Origin of the sequence: Cetobacterium sp. 2G large, from assembly GCF_014250655.1 — a bacterium.
GTDB classification, from domain to species: Bacteria; Fusobacteriota; Fusobacteriia; order Fusobacteriales; family Fusobacteriaceae; genus Cetobacterium_A; species Cetobacterium_A somerae.
This window is the reverse complement of the sequence record NZ_JACHTH010000007.1, coordinates 642,442-656,867: the sequence shown is the minus strand read 5'-3', so window position 1 is coordinate 656,867 and position 14,426 is coordinate 642,442. Positions and strand designations below refer to the sequence as shown.

Sequence of the window (14,426 nt, the reverse complement as noted above, 5' to 3'; positions counted from 1 at the left end):
TAATTTTATAGAGTTTCTGCAACTTTTTGAACTTTTTCCTTAAAATCAGTTATATCTTTTATTACTTTTTTAGAGTCTACAGTTTTAATTTGCTTATCTTCTACTATTAGCTTTCCATTTACTATAACAGTATCTACATTGCTAGCATTAGCTGAATAAACTAAAGCTGAATATGGATCATATATTGGATTCATGTTTACTGACTTTGTTTCCACTATTACTATATCAGCTAATTTACCAACTTCTAAACTTCCCAATTCATTTTCTCTATGTATAGCTCTTGCTCCACCTATCGTTGCCATTTCAACAGCCTTTTTTGGCGGTAATGCTGATCTATCTTTTGTATCTAGTTTGTGTAACTTAGCAACATACCCCATTTGACCAATTATATCTAAAGTGTTTCCACTCATAGGACCATCTGTTCCTAGACCTACTCTCATCCCTTTATCATGCATTTTTAAAGCTGGTGAAATTCCTTTTGCTGATTTAATATTAGCAACCATATTATGAGCTATCCCAACATCTCTTTTTTTCATTAGTTCTATATCACTATCTGTTATAAAGATATTATGAGCTGCAATAAATCTTTCGTTTAATAAACCAACTGAATCTAAGTACTCAACAGGTGTCATTTTATATTCTTTTTTGATTCTATCAAACTCTCCATCAGTTTCTGCTACGTGCATTGAAACAGGCACGTTATATTTTTTTGAAAGTTCTTTGATTTTTAATAACTCCTCTTTTGTTACTGTATGAGGTCCATGAGGTCCGAATCCTGGAGTTATTAATTCATCATTTTTATATTTTTCTACAAAAGCAACAGCTCTATTTAATGTTTCTCCTTTTTCTTTTCCATCTGCTGTTGGATATTTAATTATATTTTGTGTCATAATTCCTCTTAATCCAACCTCTTTAACAGCTTGAGCAGCACTCTCTTCAAATAAATACATATCTACCATCGTAGTTACTCCACCTAAAGCCATCTCCATAGCCCCATGCTTTGCTCCTATATATGACATCTCTGGGCTTACCATTTGATTTTCTAAAGGAAAAATATATCTATTTAGTCTATCAGGAACATCGTCTGCTAAAGATCTAAATACTGTCATTGATACATGAGTATGAGTATTTATCATTCCAGGCATTATAATTCCATCTTCTGCATCTATAATCTTAGTAGCACTATATTTTTTTAATAAATCTTCATTTCCTACAGAAATTATTTTATTATTTTTTATAACTATAACTCCATTTTCTATAATCTCTCTTTTTTCATTCATTGTTAAAAGAGTTCCATTTTTTATTATTATATTAGCTTGTTCTTTTTTCTCAACTAAAGAACTACACCCAACTATAAATAAACTTCCTAATAATAATGCACCTTTTAAATAATTTTTCATTAAATAATCCTCCCAAATAAAAAAAATCCCAGCAAGCAAAAGCTTCCTGGGTTAACTGACTCCCAATTTACTTTTACTTATAGTACCAAATTTAAGGTTTGGTGTAGAAACTTTTGGCCATATTCCAAATATATATAAGCTTTAAATAAATATTTCACGAAATAATTTTAGCATATTTGAATCTAAAATCAAAGTTTTTTTATTTTATTGATTTTATATATGGAATTCTACACATTAATAGTATATAATTAAAACATCACATAATTTGCAGGAGGTAGTTTAATGTTAAAATTTTTAAAAGATACAGATATTGATGTTTACAATGCTATTGAAAAAGAGTTAGATAGACAAGAAAATGGTTTAGAACTTATTGCCTCGGAAAATTTTGTTTCAAAAAGTGTAATGGAAGCTGTTGGTTCAGCTATGACAAATAAATATGCCGAAGGGTATCCCAATAAACGTTATTATGGAGGGTGTGAGTTTGTAGATATAGTTGAAACTTTAGCTATTGAAAGAGCAAAAGAACTTTTTGGCGCAAAATTTGCTAATGTTCAAGCACACTCTGGTTCTCAAGCTAATATGGCAGCTTATAGAAGTTTGATAGATTTAGGTGACTGTATTTTAGGAATGAGACTAGATCACGGTGGACATTTAACTCATGGTAAAAATGTTAATTTTTCTGGAAATGATTATAAAGTTATATCATACAGTGTAAAAAAAGATGATGAAAGAATTGACTATGATGAAATTAGAAAATTAGCTTTAGAAAATCAACCTAAACTTATTATCGCTGGAGCAAGCGCTTATCCTAGAACTATTGACTTTAAAAAATTTAGAGAAATAGCTGATGAAGTTGGTGCTTACTTAGTTGTCGATATGGCTCATATTGCTGGACTTGTTGCAACTGGATTACATCCATCTCCGATTCCATATGCTCATATTACTACTAGCACAACACATAAGACTCTTAGAGGACCAAGAGGCGGGCTTATTTTAACAAATGATGAAGAGATTGCTAAAAAAATCGATAAGATTATATTTCCTGGTATTCAAGGTGGACCTTTAATGCATATTATAGCAGGTAAAGCTGTAGCCTTTAAAGAAGCTCTTTCACCAGAATTTAAAAAATATCAAGAACAAGTTATAAAAAATGCTAAAGTTTTAGCAGATACATTAACTCAAAACGGAGTTAGAGTTGTCAGTGGAGGTACTGATAACCATCTTATTCTTGTTGATCTTACAAATTTAGATATAACTGGAAAAGATGCTGAAAAAATATTAGAAAAAGTAAATATAACGGTTAATAAAAATGGAATTCCTTATGATACTAAAAGTCCTTTTGTTACAAGTGGAATCAGACTTGGTACTCCTGCTTTAACAACAAGAGGTATGAAAGAGAATGAGATGATTTTAATTGGAAATTTAATTGTTACAGCTTTACAAAATAGTGATAATGATGAAATTCTTAAAAATATTATTGAAGATATTAAAATTCTTTGTAAAAAATTCCCTTTATATAAGGATTAAAAGTTAAATAACATCAATAAAATTTTGTTTTCTTGAATTTTTTTCAAATTTGTTTTATAATATAAGTAATTATTTATAGAATGGAGAAAAATATTATGACAAAATTACCAAATTGTCCTAAGTGTAATTCAGAGTACACTTACGAGGATGGAAATCTATTTGTTTGCCCAGAGTGTGCTTATGAATGGTCAATAGAAGCTACTGAGGATGACTCAGACGACTCTCTTATTGTAAAGGATGCTAATGGAACTCTTTTAGCTGATGGTGATACAATCACTGTTATTAAAGATTTAAAAATCAAAGGAAGTTCTTCTGTTGTTAAAATTGGAACAAAAGTAAAAAACATAAGATTAGTTGAAGGAGATCATAACATCGATTGTAGAATTGATGGTATTGGAGCTATGAAACTTAAATCTGAATTTGTAAAAAAAATCTAAGGTCGTATTTCTACGACCTTATTTTTATTCCTATTACTTTTTAATTAAAATAGTATACTCTTTATTTGAATAAAGTTCCTCTAAACTTCTATCTGAAATATCTTTTCTATATTTCTTTTTAACTAAAAGTAATTCACCTTCGTTCATTTTACTTAAATCCTCTAAAGGTATATTTTCTATTGAATTTTTATTTATTTCATTGGAAATATTTTTAGCATCTTCAAATCTATAACTATAAACCTTTTCACTGTTTTCTTTTAAAATCTCTATACTATCTTTCATTGTAAAATTTTTATTATAGTATGGCAATAGTCCAGCACAAATAATTAATATCGTACAATTAATATATAATAAAATTCTATAAACTTTTTCTTTTGACCCACTCCAAATTCTTTCGATAGCTCTCAATGAAATTATAATAATTCCATAATAAAGAGGAAGTAAGTAAATATCTAATTTACCACTTATCGAACTAAAAAATACTAAATTTGGAACAAATAAACTAAATGCAATTTTATCAATTTTTTTCCACTTTTTTCTATTTTTAAAATTTCTTAAGCTCTTATAAAGTCCTACTATAAAAAATGGTGCTATTGGTAAAGTTGTTAGTGGTAAAAGTTTTAAATAGTAGTATATAGGTCTTGTATGCGTTTTTGCTTTGATAACTCTTCCTAAAGTTTCTTGCCCTAATATTAATCCTATATAACTTTTACCTTCTGGAAAACTTAACATCATTAGAAACCAAATTCCTAAAATAGTTACTATTATTCCTAATCCTAATAATAATCTCATTTTTTTTAGATAACTTAAATTATTATCTAAATATAAATAGAATAATATAGTTAACACAGGAATAATAAAAGCAGCTCCTCCTTTTACTAAAACGCCCAAGGCTATGCAGCTATAAAAATAAATACTCTTATTTAATGATATCTCTTTTTTATCTGAATAAGATGAGAAAAAAAGATAAATACTTCCCATTATAAATGTTGTCATTAAAGTATCCATTCTCAATACTAGTGATACTCCAAATATATATGGCAATGTTATAAAAATAGCAGTAGATATATATGCCATTTTTTCATTCCAGTATAATTTAGACAATTTAAAACCTAAAAAAGCAGTTATTCCTGCAGGAATAATATTTGCTATAATTAGAGAAATTGGATAAAAATTCTCTTTGGTTACATATCTAACTAAACCTAATATCCAAAAATAAATCGGGGGTTTATCTGGATAAAGCTCTGTAAAATATTTAAGAATTATAAAATTTTTAGTTTCTACCATTTGTTCTGTTATTACAAAGTACTTTAACTCATTTCTTATATCTGGAAATCTTAAAAAAGTTATCCCTACAATTAAAGCAAAATAACCTATGAAAAATAGTTTGTATCTCTCTTTATATGTATCATCTTTAAATCTCATACCCTCTCCTTAATTTTTATCTTTGCCCTACTGGATAGTATTTAAATAAAGATCTTACCTTACAGTTTTTAATATGAACATTTCTAAGATCAAAATAAAACTCACCTTTCATTCTCTCTTTTAATTCTTCTAAATTAATTCCTCTAAATTGATTCCATTCAGTTACTAAAACTACAGCATCTGATTTTTCACTAGCTTCATCTTCATCTTTGCAATACTGTATCTTATCTTTATATTTTTCTAATCTCCATTTTGTTTCCTCTATACCTTTAGGACAATACGCTTTTATTTTTGCACCATTTTCTATTAAACCCTTTATTATATCTAAACTTGGAGCATCTCTAACATCATCTGTATCTGGCTTGAAAGATAATCCTAATATACAAATAATCTTATTCTCTACACCATTCATCTCTTTAATTATCTTATCTATTATTTTTTTCTTTTGTTTCTCATTTGCAGATATTGCTGCTGAAACAACACTCATATCTTCATCATATTCTTTTCCTATTTCAACAATTGCTCTTGTATCTTTTGGAAAACATGATCCACCATATCCAGGTCCACAATGTAAAAACTTTGGAGATATTCTACCATCCATTCCCATAGCTTGAGCTATTTCTTGAGTATTTGCTCCAACTTTCTCAGCCAATAATGCCATCTCATTTATAAAAGATATTTTCACAGCTAAAAATGCATTTGATGCATACTTTATCATTTCTGATGTTCTCCTATTTGTAAAAACAAAAGGAGTTTTATTAATATATAAAACATCATATATTTTTTTCATTATTCCCAAAGCCTTTTTACTTTCAGTTCCTATAACAACTCTATCAGGTCTTAAGCAATCATTTACCGCTTTTCCTTCTCTTAAAAACTCAGGGTTTGAAACTACATCAAACTCTACATTTATTTTTCTTCCCATTAATTCATTTTTAATAGTTTCCTCTACAAGATCTCCTGTTCCAACTGGTACAGTTGATTTATTAACAACTATTGCATACTTACTAATATTTTGACCAATATCCTTTGCGCACTGTAAAACATAAGTTAAATCCGCTGATCCATCATCTCCAGGAGGCGTTCCAACAGCTATAAAGATTACCTCTGCATCTCCTAGTGCATATTCTTTATTCGTTGTAAATTTTAATCTTCCTTCTAAAACATTTCTATCTAAAATCTCTTTTAATCCTGGTTCATATATTGGAAGTATCCCATTTTTTAGATTTTCAATTTTTTTCTCATCTATATCTAAACATATAACTTTATGACCAAATTCACTTAAAATTACACCTTGTACAAGTCCAACATATCCTGTTCCTATTACAGTTATTTTCATTCTACTTTCCTCCTAAATACCACTTTACAAATTTGTCAATTCCATCATCAAATTTTGTAGTTGGCTTATATCCTAAAAGTTCTTTAGCTTTATCTATACTTGCATAGGTTCTTTTTACATCTCCAGGTTGCATTGGTAGTCTCTCTATTACTGCCTCTTTACCCAAATATTTTTCAATTGTTTGTACCATTTTATTTAAAGAAATTGCATCTGATTCTCCTAAATTAATAACTTCATAAACATTTTCATGCTTCTCTAAATACTTTATCCCTTTTATAACACCATCGATTATATCATCAATATAAGTATAATCTCTATATGTTTCTCCATCTCCAAAGAATGGAATACCCTCATTTTTTAAAATTTTATCAACAAACTTATGAATAGCTAAGTCAGGTCTCTGTCTTGGCCCATAAACTGTGAAAAATCTAAATTGTAATGTATCTATATTGTATAGGTTAAAATAAACATGTCCAAATACTTCACAAGATTTTTTTGTTGCAGCATATGGAGATATTGCAAAATCAACTACATCTGTTTCTTTAAAAGGAACTACTTTATTATTACCATAAACTGAACTAGAAGAAGCTTGTATAAATTTTTTAACTCCATATTTTTTACAACACTCCAATAGATTTAAATACCCACCTACATTTACCTTTTCATATTCTAAAGGATTTTCTAAAGATGGTCTAACTCCAGCTAATCCTGCTAAATTTACAACCATATCTATTTTATTTTCATTAAATATCTTGTCTAAACTTTCAATATTTTTTAAATCACAGTACTCTAAAGAATAGTTGTTTGTATCTACTTTTTTTACTAGCATCTCTATTTTTTCTTCTTTTGTGTCTCTTGATAAAATCTCTACAAGATATTCAATTTTATTTAAACTTTCTAAAACATTCTTTATTTTTATATCTTCTGAGTAAAAATTATGAAAATTATCTATTCCAATTACGCTATGTCCTAAACTTAACAATTTCTCTACTAAATGTGATCCTATAAATCCAGCTGCTCCTGTTACAATAATTTTCATTTATCTTTCAACTCCTCTATTTTTTTTTATTAAATATATATTTCTTGAATAAATAAGTACATTTGGTGCCTGCCCTAATATAAATACAGGGTCTTTTTTATATATTGCATAAATTAATAAAAAAATACTACCTGATAAACTAAATATCCAAAATGAAAAAGGGATAACGCTCTTTTTAGCTTTCTCACTAGCCAACCACTGAATAATAAATCTCATTGAAAAAAGTCCTTGTCCAATAAAACCTATAATTAAAAAAATATTCCAATTTTCTACACTCATCATAACTATTCCTCTATTTTCCAGTTTAGCATTCTATTTTTCATCCATCTTACTGCAAAAACATCTTTAAAAGCTTTAAAGCCTCTTCCAAAAACTTTATATTTTGACTCTCCATGCAATCTATCATAATGCCTTACTGGTACCTCTATAACTTTATAACCCATATACTTTGCCAAAGTTGGTAAAAATCTATGCATTCCATTAAATAATTTATATGATTTAACAACTTCTTTTTTAAATAGTTTTAATGGACACCCTGTATCTTGAATATTATCACCTGTTACAAAATTTCTAAATCCATTTCCAATTTTTGATGCTAACTTTCTTTTAAAACCATCCTCTCTAGTCGCCCTTCTTCCATTAACTACATCATACTCTGGAATATGCTCTAAAAGTTTATAAACATCCTCAGGATCAGTCTGTAAATCTCCATCCATCATTAAAACTAAACTTCCTTGAGATTTTTGAAATCCAGTATCTATTGCCGCACTTTGACCATTATTTTTTGTAAAATGATAAACTTTTACATTTTTATTTTCTTCTCTTAATTTATTTAAGAGCTCATAACTTCCATCAGTACTTCCATCATTTATAAAAATAATTTCATACTCTTTAAATCCTTTTTTAAAAGCTGCCTCAATTCTTTCTGCCATAGGAATAATGTTATCTTTTTCATTGTAAACTGGTATTACTGCTGATATCTCCATTGCTGCCTCCTTTTGTTTTTTTTAATTATAAAGTTTAAAAGTAAATTTTTAGTAAATTTTTTAAAATAAAACAAATACTGCTATAATATATACCTCACAATTATTCAATATACAAGTTTTTCAAATAAATTTTTACCATTTTTTTACTTTTTTGTTTTATAATACATATAACAATTAATTTAAATGGAGGGAAGCTATGTTAAAAAAGAATATACTTATTATTGAAGATGACCCTAAAATTAGAAGATATTTAGAATTAGAATTAGTTCATGAAGGATATAACATTGATTTAGCCGTGGATGGAAGTGATGGTTTAAAACTATTTAGAGAAAATAACTACGCTCTTATTCTTCTTGATTTAATGCTTCCTCATATGAGTGGTGAAGATGTTTGTAAAACTATTAGAAATGAATCTAATATACCAATTATAGTATTAACTGCTAAAGATGAAATTTTTAGCAAAATAACTCTTTTAGATTTAGGGGCTGATGATTATATTACTAAACCATTTGTCATTGGAGAGCTTCTAGCTAGAATGAGAGTTATCTTTAGAAATAAACAATCTTTTACAGATAAAAAAATTTTAAAATTCGAAAATATATCTCTTAACTTAAATACAAAAGAGGTTCTTTTAGATGAAACTTTAATAACTTTAACTAAAACAGAATACAATTTACTTCACTACTTAATGATTAATAAAAATTTAGTTTTAAGCAGAGAAAATATCTTAGAAAATGTTTGGGGATATGATTATTTTGGAGATGGAAAAATTATTGATATGTATATTAAAGCTCTTAGAAAAAAACTTGATCCTGATAGTAAATACATTAAAACTATTCGTGGATTTGGTTATTCATTAAAAAAGGAGGATTAATTTGAGAACCCTTTCAGGTACTTTAAAGAAAAGTTATTTTCAATTGATTTGTCTATTTACTATTGTTCTACTTTTATCACTATCTATTACTGGAAAATATTTAATTAATTCATCTAAACAATACTTAAGAAATGCTATGGGATTTTTAAAATATGAAATCTTAGAAGAAGTTAATTCAAAATCTATGGAAATTTTTACAGGTGATTTAGTCAACCAACTTTTTAGAGTAGAAAATCCTGCTCTTGATGATTTAGAAATAACAATAAAATATAAGGATTTAACTTATACAGAAAATAAAAAGCAATTTCTTTTAGATTCTGCTGTTGAAGATAAGGTAAAAAATGTTCATTGGTATGATTATATGGTTTTAAAAAATGAACTGATTAATAAAGATGGAGAAGTCTATACTGTTATTCTTGTAAAAAATTTAAGTGAAGAAAAAAATTTCTTCTTTGACATGATTTATATCTTTTTATCTGGATTATCCATTTGTATAATTATATCTATCTTTGCTTTTACAAAATTATTAAAAAAAATAAAAAAACAACTTTCTTTATTAGAAAATATTAATTCGAATATTACTTTAGAAAACTTAAAAGTTATAAAACCTACAAATTATTTTAAAGAATTTGATAACATATTAGATTCATACGAAGATATGTTATTAAGACTTGATACACAAAATAAAAAACAAATTGAATTTGTTCATAATTCATCACATGAGCTAAAAACTCCTCTTTTTATAATTGGGGGATATATTGATATGATTAAGCGTTGGGGAAAAAAAGACCCTGAAATATTTAATGAAGCTTTAATATCTATTGAAGATGAAACTAAAAGTATGAATCTACTTATTGAAAAACTTTTATTTATTGCGAAAGAATCTGAAATCAAAAGTGAAAAAAATGAAGTTGAACTATCTGAAATTATTTTAGGGTGTATCTCTAGCTTAAAACATCAATACCCTAAATCTAATATTAATTTTACTCCTGAGTATACAATTATTAAATCTGATGAGGGGTTAATTAAGTTATTAATAAAAAACATCTTGGAAAATTCTATTAAATATGGTAAAAATAACCCAGTTGATATAAGTATTACAAATAATGATGAACAAAAACAAGCTATTTTAACTATTAAAGATTATGGTATTGGAATGACTTCTGAAGAACTTCACCATATTTACGATCGATTCTTTAGAGCAAATAAATCTCGTAGCAAAGAGATTCAAGGTCATGGTCTTGGGATGTCTATTGTTAAAAGAATTATAAATCTTTTAAATTTAGATATAAAAATTTCGAGTACCCCTAATATGGGAACAACTGTTCAAATATTTTTTAATCTATAAAATTTCTACTATATTTTTAAAACTTAAGGAGGATTTTCTCATGTTTAAAGATAAAAAACTTTTATCTATTTTAGGATTAAGTTTTATCTCATTTTTTAGTACTATTTGGATTCGAAAAGCAGATTTAATGGAATCTAGAAATTTTATTACCGCTAGAGAGATTGTATTTAATAATGAATGGCTCGTTACTACTTTAAATGGACAATATCGTTTTGAAAAACCTCCATTACCAACTTGGTTTACAGCTGCTGTTATGAAAATTTCTAATAATTTTTCTGATGAGTGGATACTTCGATTACCTGTGGCTTTAGTTTCTGTCTTACTGATCTTTTTTATATACCGATTTGTTCAAGAGTTATCTGATAATAAAAATCTCCCATTTTTAGTATCGTTTGTTGCTGCAACTACCTTTATGATAACAAAAGTTGGTAGTGAAAATGCTTGGGATGCATATCCATATATTTTTATGTTTGGATCTATCACTTATCTTTTAAAAAGTATAAACTCTAAAAGAACTTTTAGTCTTTTATTTGCTTCTATACTTTTAGCAGCCTCTTTACTAAGTAAAGGTCCTGTAGCGATTTATGGTATGTTTCTACCTTTTGTTATCTCATATATTTGGGTTTATAAATTAAAAAAAATACTTGAAAATCGTAGACGAATTATTTTATATGTTTTAATTGGTTTAATTCTAGCCTCTATTTGGCCTATTGCTATGATTCTAGAGAATAAAGAACTATTTTTCTCTGTTATGAATAAAGAAAAAAACACTTGGACAAGTAAACATGTTAAAAGCTTTTTCTTTTACTTTAACTATTTTTATTTCATGGGAATTTGGATATTCTTTTCTATTATTACTTTTTTTAAAAAATGGAATTTAAAAAATAGTGAGGAAAATAGGCTTTTTAAATTTGGAACTCTTTGGTCTATTTTAACCTTTTTACTTTTATCATTTATAAAAATGAAAAAAGAGAGATATGGATTTCCTATATATGTAGTTTCATCTATTCCAATCGGAATTATATTAAACTACTATATTAATAGCGACTGGAATCTTTTGAAGAAATCAGATAAAGTTCTATTTTATATACAAGCCACTCTTATAACAATTTTATCTATTGGAAGTGTTGGTCTTATATTTTGGAAAAAACCAAATTTTTATTATTTAACTATTCCATTTTTTATTTTATTAGTCTATCTTTTTAAAGACAGATTAATTGATAAAAAAAATTTCAAAAAAAAAGTTATTTATTTAAGTGGATTTTTACTACTAATAGTTAATTGTAATTTAACTTGGATTATTGAAAATGAAATTCGTAATAAGAATAGTTCTAATTTAATCCCATTAGAAACTTTACAAAAAAATAATAAGCTATTTCATATATATTCAAAGGATTTCACAATTGAAGATGTTTGGAGTGTAGGACAAGATATTCATTTCTTAGATGATAATACTATTCTTCCTGAGAAATTTTATATTTTGTCTAAAAATTCAAAATTTGATTTAGAAAATAACTATAAAATAGAATACAAAGAGACTTATAGTCGATTTAAAGATGATGATGATTTAATATATATTTATAAAGTTATTAACAATAAATAATTCTAATTCAAAGAGATAATATATTGATATTATCTCTTTGAATTTTATTTTTCAGCTATAATTAACCTAACTACATCTCCTAACATAATATTTTTACTCATAACTTTTGAAAATCCAGCTTCTCTAATAGTCTTTTCTGTTTCTCTTAAAAGTGATGTTCCTAAAATTAATCTTGTAAAAATATTCAAAACTCTTAATCCTATATTAATTATAAAGTTCTCGCTTTTCATATGTTCTATAAAGACTGCTTTGCCACCATTTTTCAAAACTCGATATACTTCATTTATTCCTTTTTTAGGATTAGGAATAGTGCAAAAAACACAAGAGGAAAATACTGAATCAAATGTTTCATCTGAAAAGCTCATATTTTCAATATCCATTTCTAATAATTTTACATTCTCTAATCCCAATAACTTAGCTTTTTTCTTTGCTATATTCAACATTCCAATAGAAAAATCTATACCTGTTACATCTGATTTTTTCTCATAATATTTTAAACAGGCTCCACTTCCTATTCCAATTTCAAGAATTTTACCTTTTAACATTTGAACAGCTTCTTTTTTTATTTCATTCATAGGCATTCTTTCTTCTAATTTATCAAAAATATTTGCAATTCTACTATATTTATCTTTAGTTTCCATTTTAATTCTCCTATTTTTCATTTTTTATTAAAGGAACTATATTTCTTAATAGTATATATTATCTAAACCGTATATACAAGGAGGCAACATGGAAAATCTTTTAAATAGGAAATTAAGATTGGGAATCGCAGCGTGTCAATTTGGTTCTAAAGTTAGATATAACGGAAAGGGAATAGATTTGACTCAATCTTTAGGAAGAGACCGTGGACAATTCATTTGGACTCCTGTTTGTCCTGAAATTATGAGTGGAATGGGAGTTCCTAGACCAAGTATTAAACTTTCAGGAGGAAATGGATTTGATTTTTGGAATGGAAAAGCAAATATAAAAAATAAAGAGGGAGAAAACCGAAATGAGATGGTTCGAAAAGGTGCTATCGCTTGTCTTGAAACTTTAGAAAGAGCAAATATTGATGCTTATATATTTATGGAGGGAAGTCCTTCTTGCGGAGTTTATAGAACAAGTTTAAAAAATCAGCGTCTTGGAAATCCACCAGGAGTCTTTGGTGCATTACTTTTAGAAAGAAATATTTTTTTAATTAGTTCAATTGACCTACAAAGTCCTATCAGATGGTGGGATTGGAAAAGACGATTGGTTGCTTTTGTTTGGATTAAAGAGCAAAATATCAACTCAATTGACATTTTAAAAGAAATTTGGGACAAAGTTAAATATGTTTTATATGAATTACACGAAGAAGAAGCAACTAAAATAAGAGATCAAATAAGATTAATTACAAATGAAAAGAAGGATGTATCTGATGAAACCTTTACTTTTCTTAAAAACTCTATTCTAGATCTTTTAAGAAAACCAGCTGAATTAGAAAATATAAAAAAATGCTTATGGACTAACTATATTAACTTAAAAGAAAAAGAAAATATTGAGGTAGAAGAGATTTTTGAACCTCACATTTTAAGAAATATGACACATATAGCCCAAGAACTTCTTGGAGTTGAGATTGAAGCTAGAAAAAGAAATATTTTATTCAGAAGCTCCCCAATTAATTATAAACCTGATAGATAATTTATTTCTATCAATACAAAAAAGAAAAAAGACTGCGTCTACTCAGTCTTTTCTCTTTTTCACTTTATTATCCACACTTTATCTAAAATAGTTTATCTCATTTTATTTATAACAAAATTAACATTTTTTCCACTTACCTCTGCAAGTTCTTCTTCATCAATAGGCATAACTTTTGATACATTATTTTCATAATTAAATATCTCTTGTGTCTTAGTGATTACAGAATTTTTTAAAGAAGATTGGTTATTCTCAGTTTCCTTACTTTTTAAACCTCTTGCATATATATTCATTGCTAATAACAATCCCACTATAATATATACAATTTTCTTACTCATTTTAATCTGCCTCCATATATTTCATATAATGTAAATATACAGCTTTTCATATAAAATGTCAATGTCATTATATAAATAATGAATGATACAACTATTTATAAAATCAATAGTTTATATATTTTTTATTTATGTTTTGTTAAATCACATTTAATTTATTTTTAGGACTGTTTAAGTATTTTTTCTACATCTTCATAACGAACTTTCCCCTTCAATAAAACCTGTTCCATCTTCTCATCTTTTAGCTTATATACACTATTACAAGAGTTACAAGCTATTATATATTTCTTTTTTAAAGTAATTATCGGTATAAAAAAAATTTCAAAAACTCTTCTTAATGCGAATAATTGAACTTTTTCTGATAAGCATCCTGTACACTCAAAATCAACTTCTCTTAACTTTTCTTCTGAATCTTTTAAACCAAATATCCCAACAAATATCATTTTATTTCCCCCTT

General features: G+C 26.8%; 15 protein-coding genes and 1 riboswitch. Of the genes, 6 read left to right on the top strand and 9 right to left on the bottom strand.

What is annotated here, in order from left to right; translation table 11 throughout:
- Window positions 1-5: 5 nt before the first annotated feature.
- The gene (locus H5J23_RS13700) at window positions 6-1,400 is read right to left on the bottom strand and encodes an amidohydrolase (protein ID WP_040407455.1); all 1,395 of its coding nucleotides are present in this window, start codon (window positions 1,398-1,400) and stop codon (window positions 6-8) included.
- A gap of 60 nt (window positions 1,401-1,460) precedes the next feature.
- A riboswitch (purine riboswitch) is annotated at window positions 1,461-1,558 on the bottom strand.
- 124 nt (window positions 1,559-1,682) lie between these two features.
- On the opposite strand from H5J23_RS13700, the gene glyA reads away from it, so the two are divergent.
- Window positions 1,683-2,927 (top strand): serine hydroxymethyltransferase, encoded by a 1,245-nt coding sequence (gene glyA, locus H5J23_RS13695; protein WP_023049688.1) that lies wholly within the window; start codon window positions 1,683-1,685, stop codon window positions 2,925-2,927.
- A gap of 95 nt (window positions 2,928-3,022) precedes the next feature.
- Window positions 3,023-3,364 (top strand): zinc ribbon domain-containing protein YjdM, encoded by a 342-nt coding sequence (locus tag H5J23_RS13690; RefSeq protein WP_185892810.1) that lies wholly within the window; start codon window positions 3,023-3,025, stop codon window positions 3,362-3,364.
- A gap of 33 nt (window positions 3,365-3,397) precedes the next feature.
- On the opposite strand, the gene H5J23_RS13685 is transcribed toward H5J23_RS13690, so the two are convergent.
- From H5J23_RS13685 to H5J23_RS13665, 5 genes are read right to left on the bottom strand one after another with little or no spacing between them, the layout of a single operon-like run.
- Window positions 3,398-4,789: a glycosyltransferase family 39 protein gene (locus tag H5J23_RS13685; protein ID WP_185892808.1), complete on the bottom strand. Its 1,392-nt coding sequence runs from the start codon at window positions 4,787-4,789 to the stop codon at window positions 3,398-3,400.
- 16 nt (window positions 4,790-4,805) lie between these two features.
- Window positions 4,806-6,128 (bottom strand): UDP-glucose/GDP-mannose dehydrogenase family protein, encoded by a 1,323-nt coding sequence (locus tag H5J23_RS13680; protein WP_185892806.1) that lies wholly within the window; start codon window positions 6,126-6,128, stop codon window positions 4,806-4,808.
- A 1-nt stretch (window position 6,129) separates the two neighbouring features.
- Window positions 6,130-7,167: a GDP-mannose 4,6-dehydratase gene (locus H5J23_RS13675; RefSeq protein ID WP_023049692.1), complete on the bottom strand. Its 1,038-nt coding sequence runs from the start codon at window positions 7,165-7,167 to the stop codon at window positions 6,130-6,132.
- On the bottom strand, window positions 7,168-7,449 hold the full coding sequence (locus tag H5J23_RS13670) for a lipid-A-disaccharide synthase N-terminal domain-containing protein (RefSeq protein ID WP_023049693.1): 282 nt from the start codon (window positions 7,447-7,449) through the stop codon (window positions 7,168-7,170).
- Window positions 7,450-7,451: 2 nt separating this feature from the next.
- Window positions 7,452-8,153, bottom strand: coding sequence for a glycosyltransferase family 2 protein (locus H5J23_RS13665; protein ID WP_023049694.1), 702 nt, complete (start codon window positions 8,151-8,153; stop codon window positions 7,452-7,454).
- Between the two features lie 196 nt (window positions 8,154-8,349).
- Between H5J23_RS13665 and H5J23_RS13660 the strand changes: the two genes are divergently transcribed.
- From H5J23_RS13660 to H5J23_RS13650, 3 genes are read left to right on the top strand one after another with little or no spacing between them, the layout of a single operon-like run.
- Window positions 8,350-9,027 (top strand): response regulator transcription factor, encoded by a 678-nt coding sequence (locus H5J23_RS13660; RefSeq protein WP_023049695.1) that lies wholly within the window; start codon window positions 8,350-8,352, stop codon window positions 9,025-9,027.
- A 1-nt stretch (window position 9,028) separates the two neighbouring features.
- The gene (locus tag H5J23_RS13655; RefSeq protein ID WP_023049696.1) at window positions 9,029-10,375 is read left to right on the top strand and encodes a cell wall metabolism sensor histidine kinase WalK; all 1,347 of its coding nucleotides are present in this window, start codon (window positions 9,029-9,031) and stop codon (window positions 10,373-10,375) included.
- Window positions 10,376-10,415: 40 nt separating this feature from the next.
- Window positions 10,416-11,978, top strand: coding sequence for a glycosyltransferase family 39 protein (locus H5J23_RS13650; protein WP_185892804.1), 1,563 nt, complete (start codon window positions 10,416-10,418; stop codon window positions 11,976-11,978).
- Between the two features lie 44 nt (window positions 11,979-12,022).
- Here H5J23_RS13650 and H5J23_RS13645 read toward each other — a convergent pair whose 3' ends face one another.
- Complete coding sequence (locus tag H5J23_RS13645) at window positions 12,023-12,619, bottom strand: class I SAM-dependent methyltransferase (RefSeq protein WP_040407460.1); 597 nt, start codon at window positions 12,617-12,619, stop codon at window positions 12,023-12,025.
- An 88-nt stretch (window positions 12,620-12,707) separates the two neighbouring features.
- Here H5J23_RS13645 and H5J23_RS13640 point away from each other — a divergent pair, with 88 nt between their 5' ends.
- On the top strand, window positions 12,708-13,637 hold the full coding sequence (locus H5J23_RS13640) for a DUF523 domain-containing protein (protein WP_023049699.1): 930 nt from the start codon (window positions 12,708-12,710) through the stop codon (window positions 13,635-13,637).
- Between the two features lie 92 nt (window positions 13,638-13,729).
- On the opposite strand, the gene H5J23_RS13635 is transcribed toward H5J23_RS13640, so the two are convergent.
- The gene (locus tag H5J23_RS13635; RefSeq protein ID WP_023049700.1) at window positions 13,730-13,972 is read right to left on the bottom strand and encodes a hypothetical protein; all 243 of its coding nucleotides are present in this window, start codon (window positions 13,970-13,972) and stop codon (window positions 13,730-13,732) included.
- A gap of 158 nt (window positions 13,973-14,130) precedes the next feature.
- Window positions 14,131-14,412 (bottom strand): zinc-ribbon domain-containing protein, encoded by a 282-nt coding sequence (locus H5J23_RS13630; protein WP_185892802.1) that lies wholly within the window; start codon window positions 14,410-14,412, stop codon window positions 14,131-14,133.
- Between the last annotated feature and the right edge of the window lie 14 nt (window positions 14,413-14,426).

What these genes read in the sequence shown, in the direction of transcription:
- H5J23_RS13700 (WP_040407455.1), bottom strand. Translation starts at nt 1,400, where the DNA reads ATGAAAAATTATTTAAAAGGTGCATTATTATTAGGAAGTTTATTTATA.
- glyA (WP_023049688.1), top strand. Translation starts at nt 1,683, where the DNA reads ATGTTAAAATTTTTAAAAGATACAGATATTGATGTTTACAATGCTATT.
- H5J23_RS13690 (WP_185892810.1), top strand. Translation starts at nt 3,023, where the DNA reads ATGACAAAATTACCAAATTGTCCTAAGTGTAATTCAGAGTACACTTAC.
- H5J23_RS13685 (WP_185892808.1), bottom strand. Translation starts at nt 4,789, where the DNA reads ATGAGATTTAAAGATGATACATATAAAGAGAGATACAAACTATTTTTC.
- H5J23_RS13680 (WP_185892806.1), bottom strand. Translation starts at nt 6,128, where the DNA reads ATGAAAATAACTGTAATAGGAACAGGATATGTTGGACTTGTACAAGGT.
- H5J23_RS13675 (WP_023049692.1), bottom strand. Translation starts at nt 7,167, where the DNA reads ATGAAAATTATTGTAACAGGAGCAGCTGGATTTATAGGATCACATTTA.
- H5J23_RS13670 (WP_023049693.1), bottom strand. Translation starts at nt 7,449, where the DNA reads ATGATGAGTGTAGAAAATTGGAATATTTTTTTAATTATAGGTTTTATT.
- H5J23_RS13665 (WP_023049694.1), bottom strand. Translation starts at nt 8,153, where the DNA reads ATGGAGATATCAGCAGTAATACCAGTTTACAATGAAAAAGATAACATT.
- H5J23_RS13660 (WP_023049695.1), top strand. Translation starts at nt 8,350, where the DNA reads ATGTTAAAAAAGAATATACTTATTATTGAAGATGACCCTAAAATTAGA.
- H5J23_RS13650 (WP_185892804.1), top strand. Translation starts at nt 10,416, where the DNA reads ATGTTTAAAGATAAAAAACTTTTATCTATTTTAGGATTAAGTTTTATC.
- H5J23_RS13645 (WP_040407460.1), bottom strand. Translation starts at nt 12,619, where the DNA reads ATGGAAACTAAAGATAAATATAGTAGAATTGCAAATATTTTTGATAAA.
- H5J23_RS13640 (WP_023049699.1), top strand. Translation starts at nt 12,708, where the DNA reads ATGGAAAATCTTTTAAATAGGAAATTAAGATTGGGAATCGCAGCGTGT.
- H5J23_RS13635 (WP_023049700.1), bottom strand. Translation starts at nt 13,972, where the DNA reads ATGAGTAAGAAAATTGTATATATTATAGTGGGATTGTTATTAGCAATG.
- H5J23_RS13630 (WP_185892802.1), bottom strand. Translation starts at nt 14,412, where the DNA reads ATGATATTTGTTGGGATATTTGGTTTAAAAGATTCAGAAGAAAAGTTA.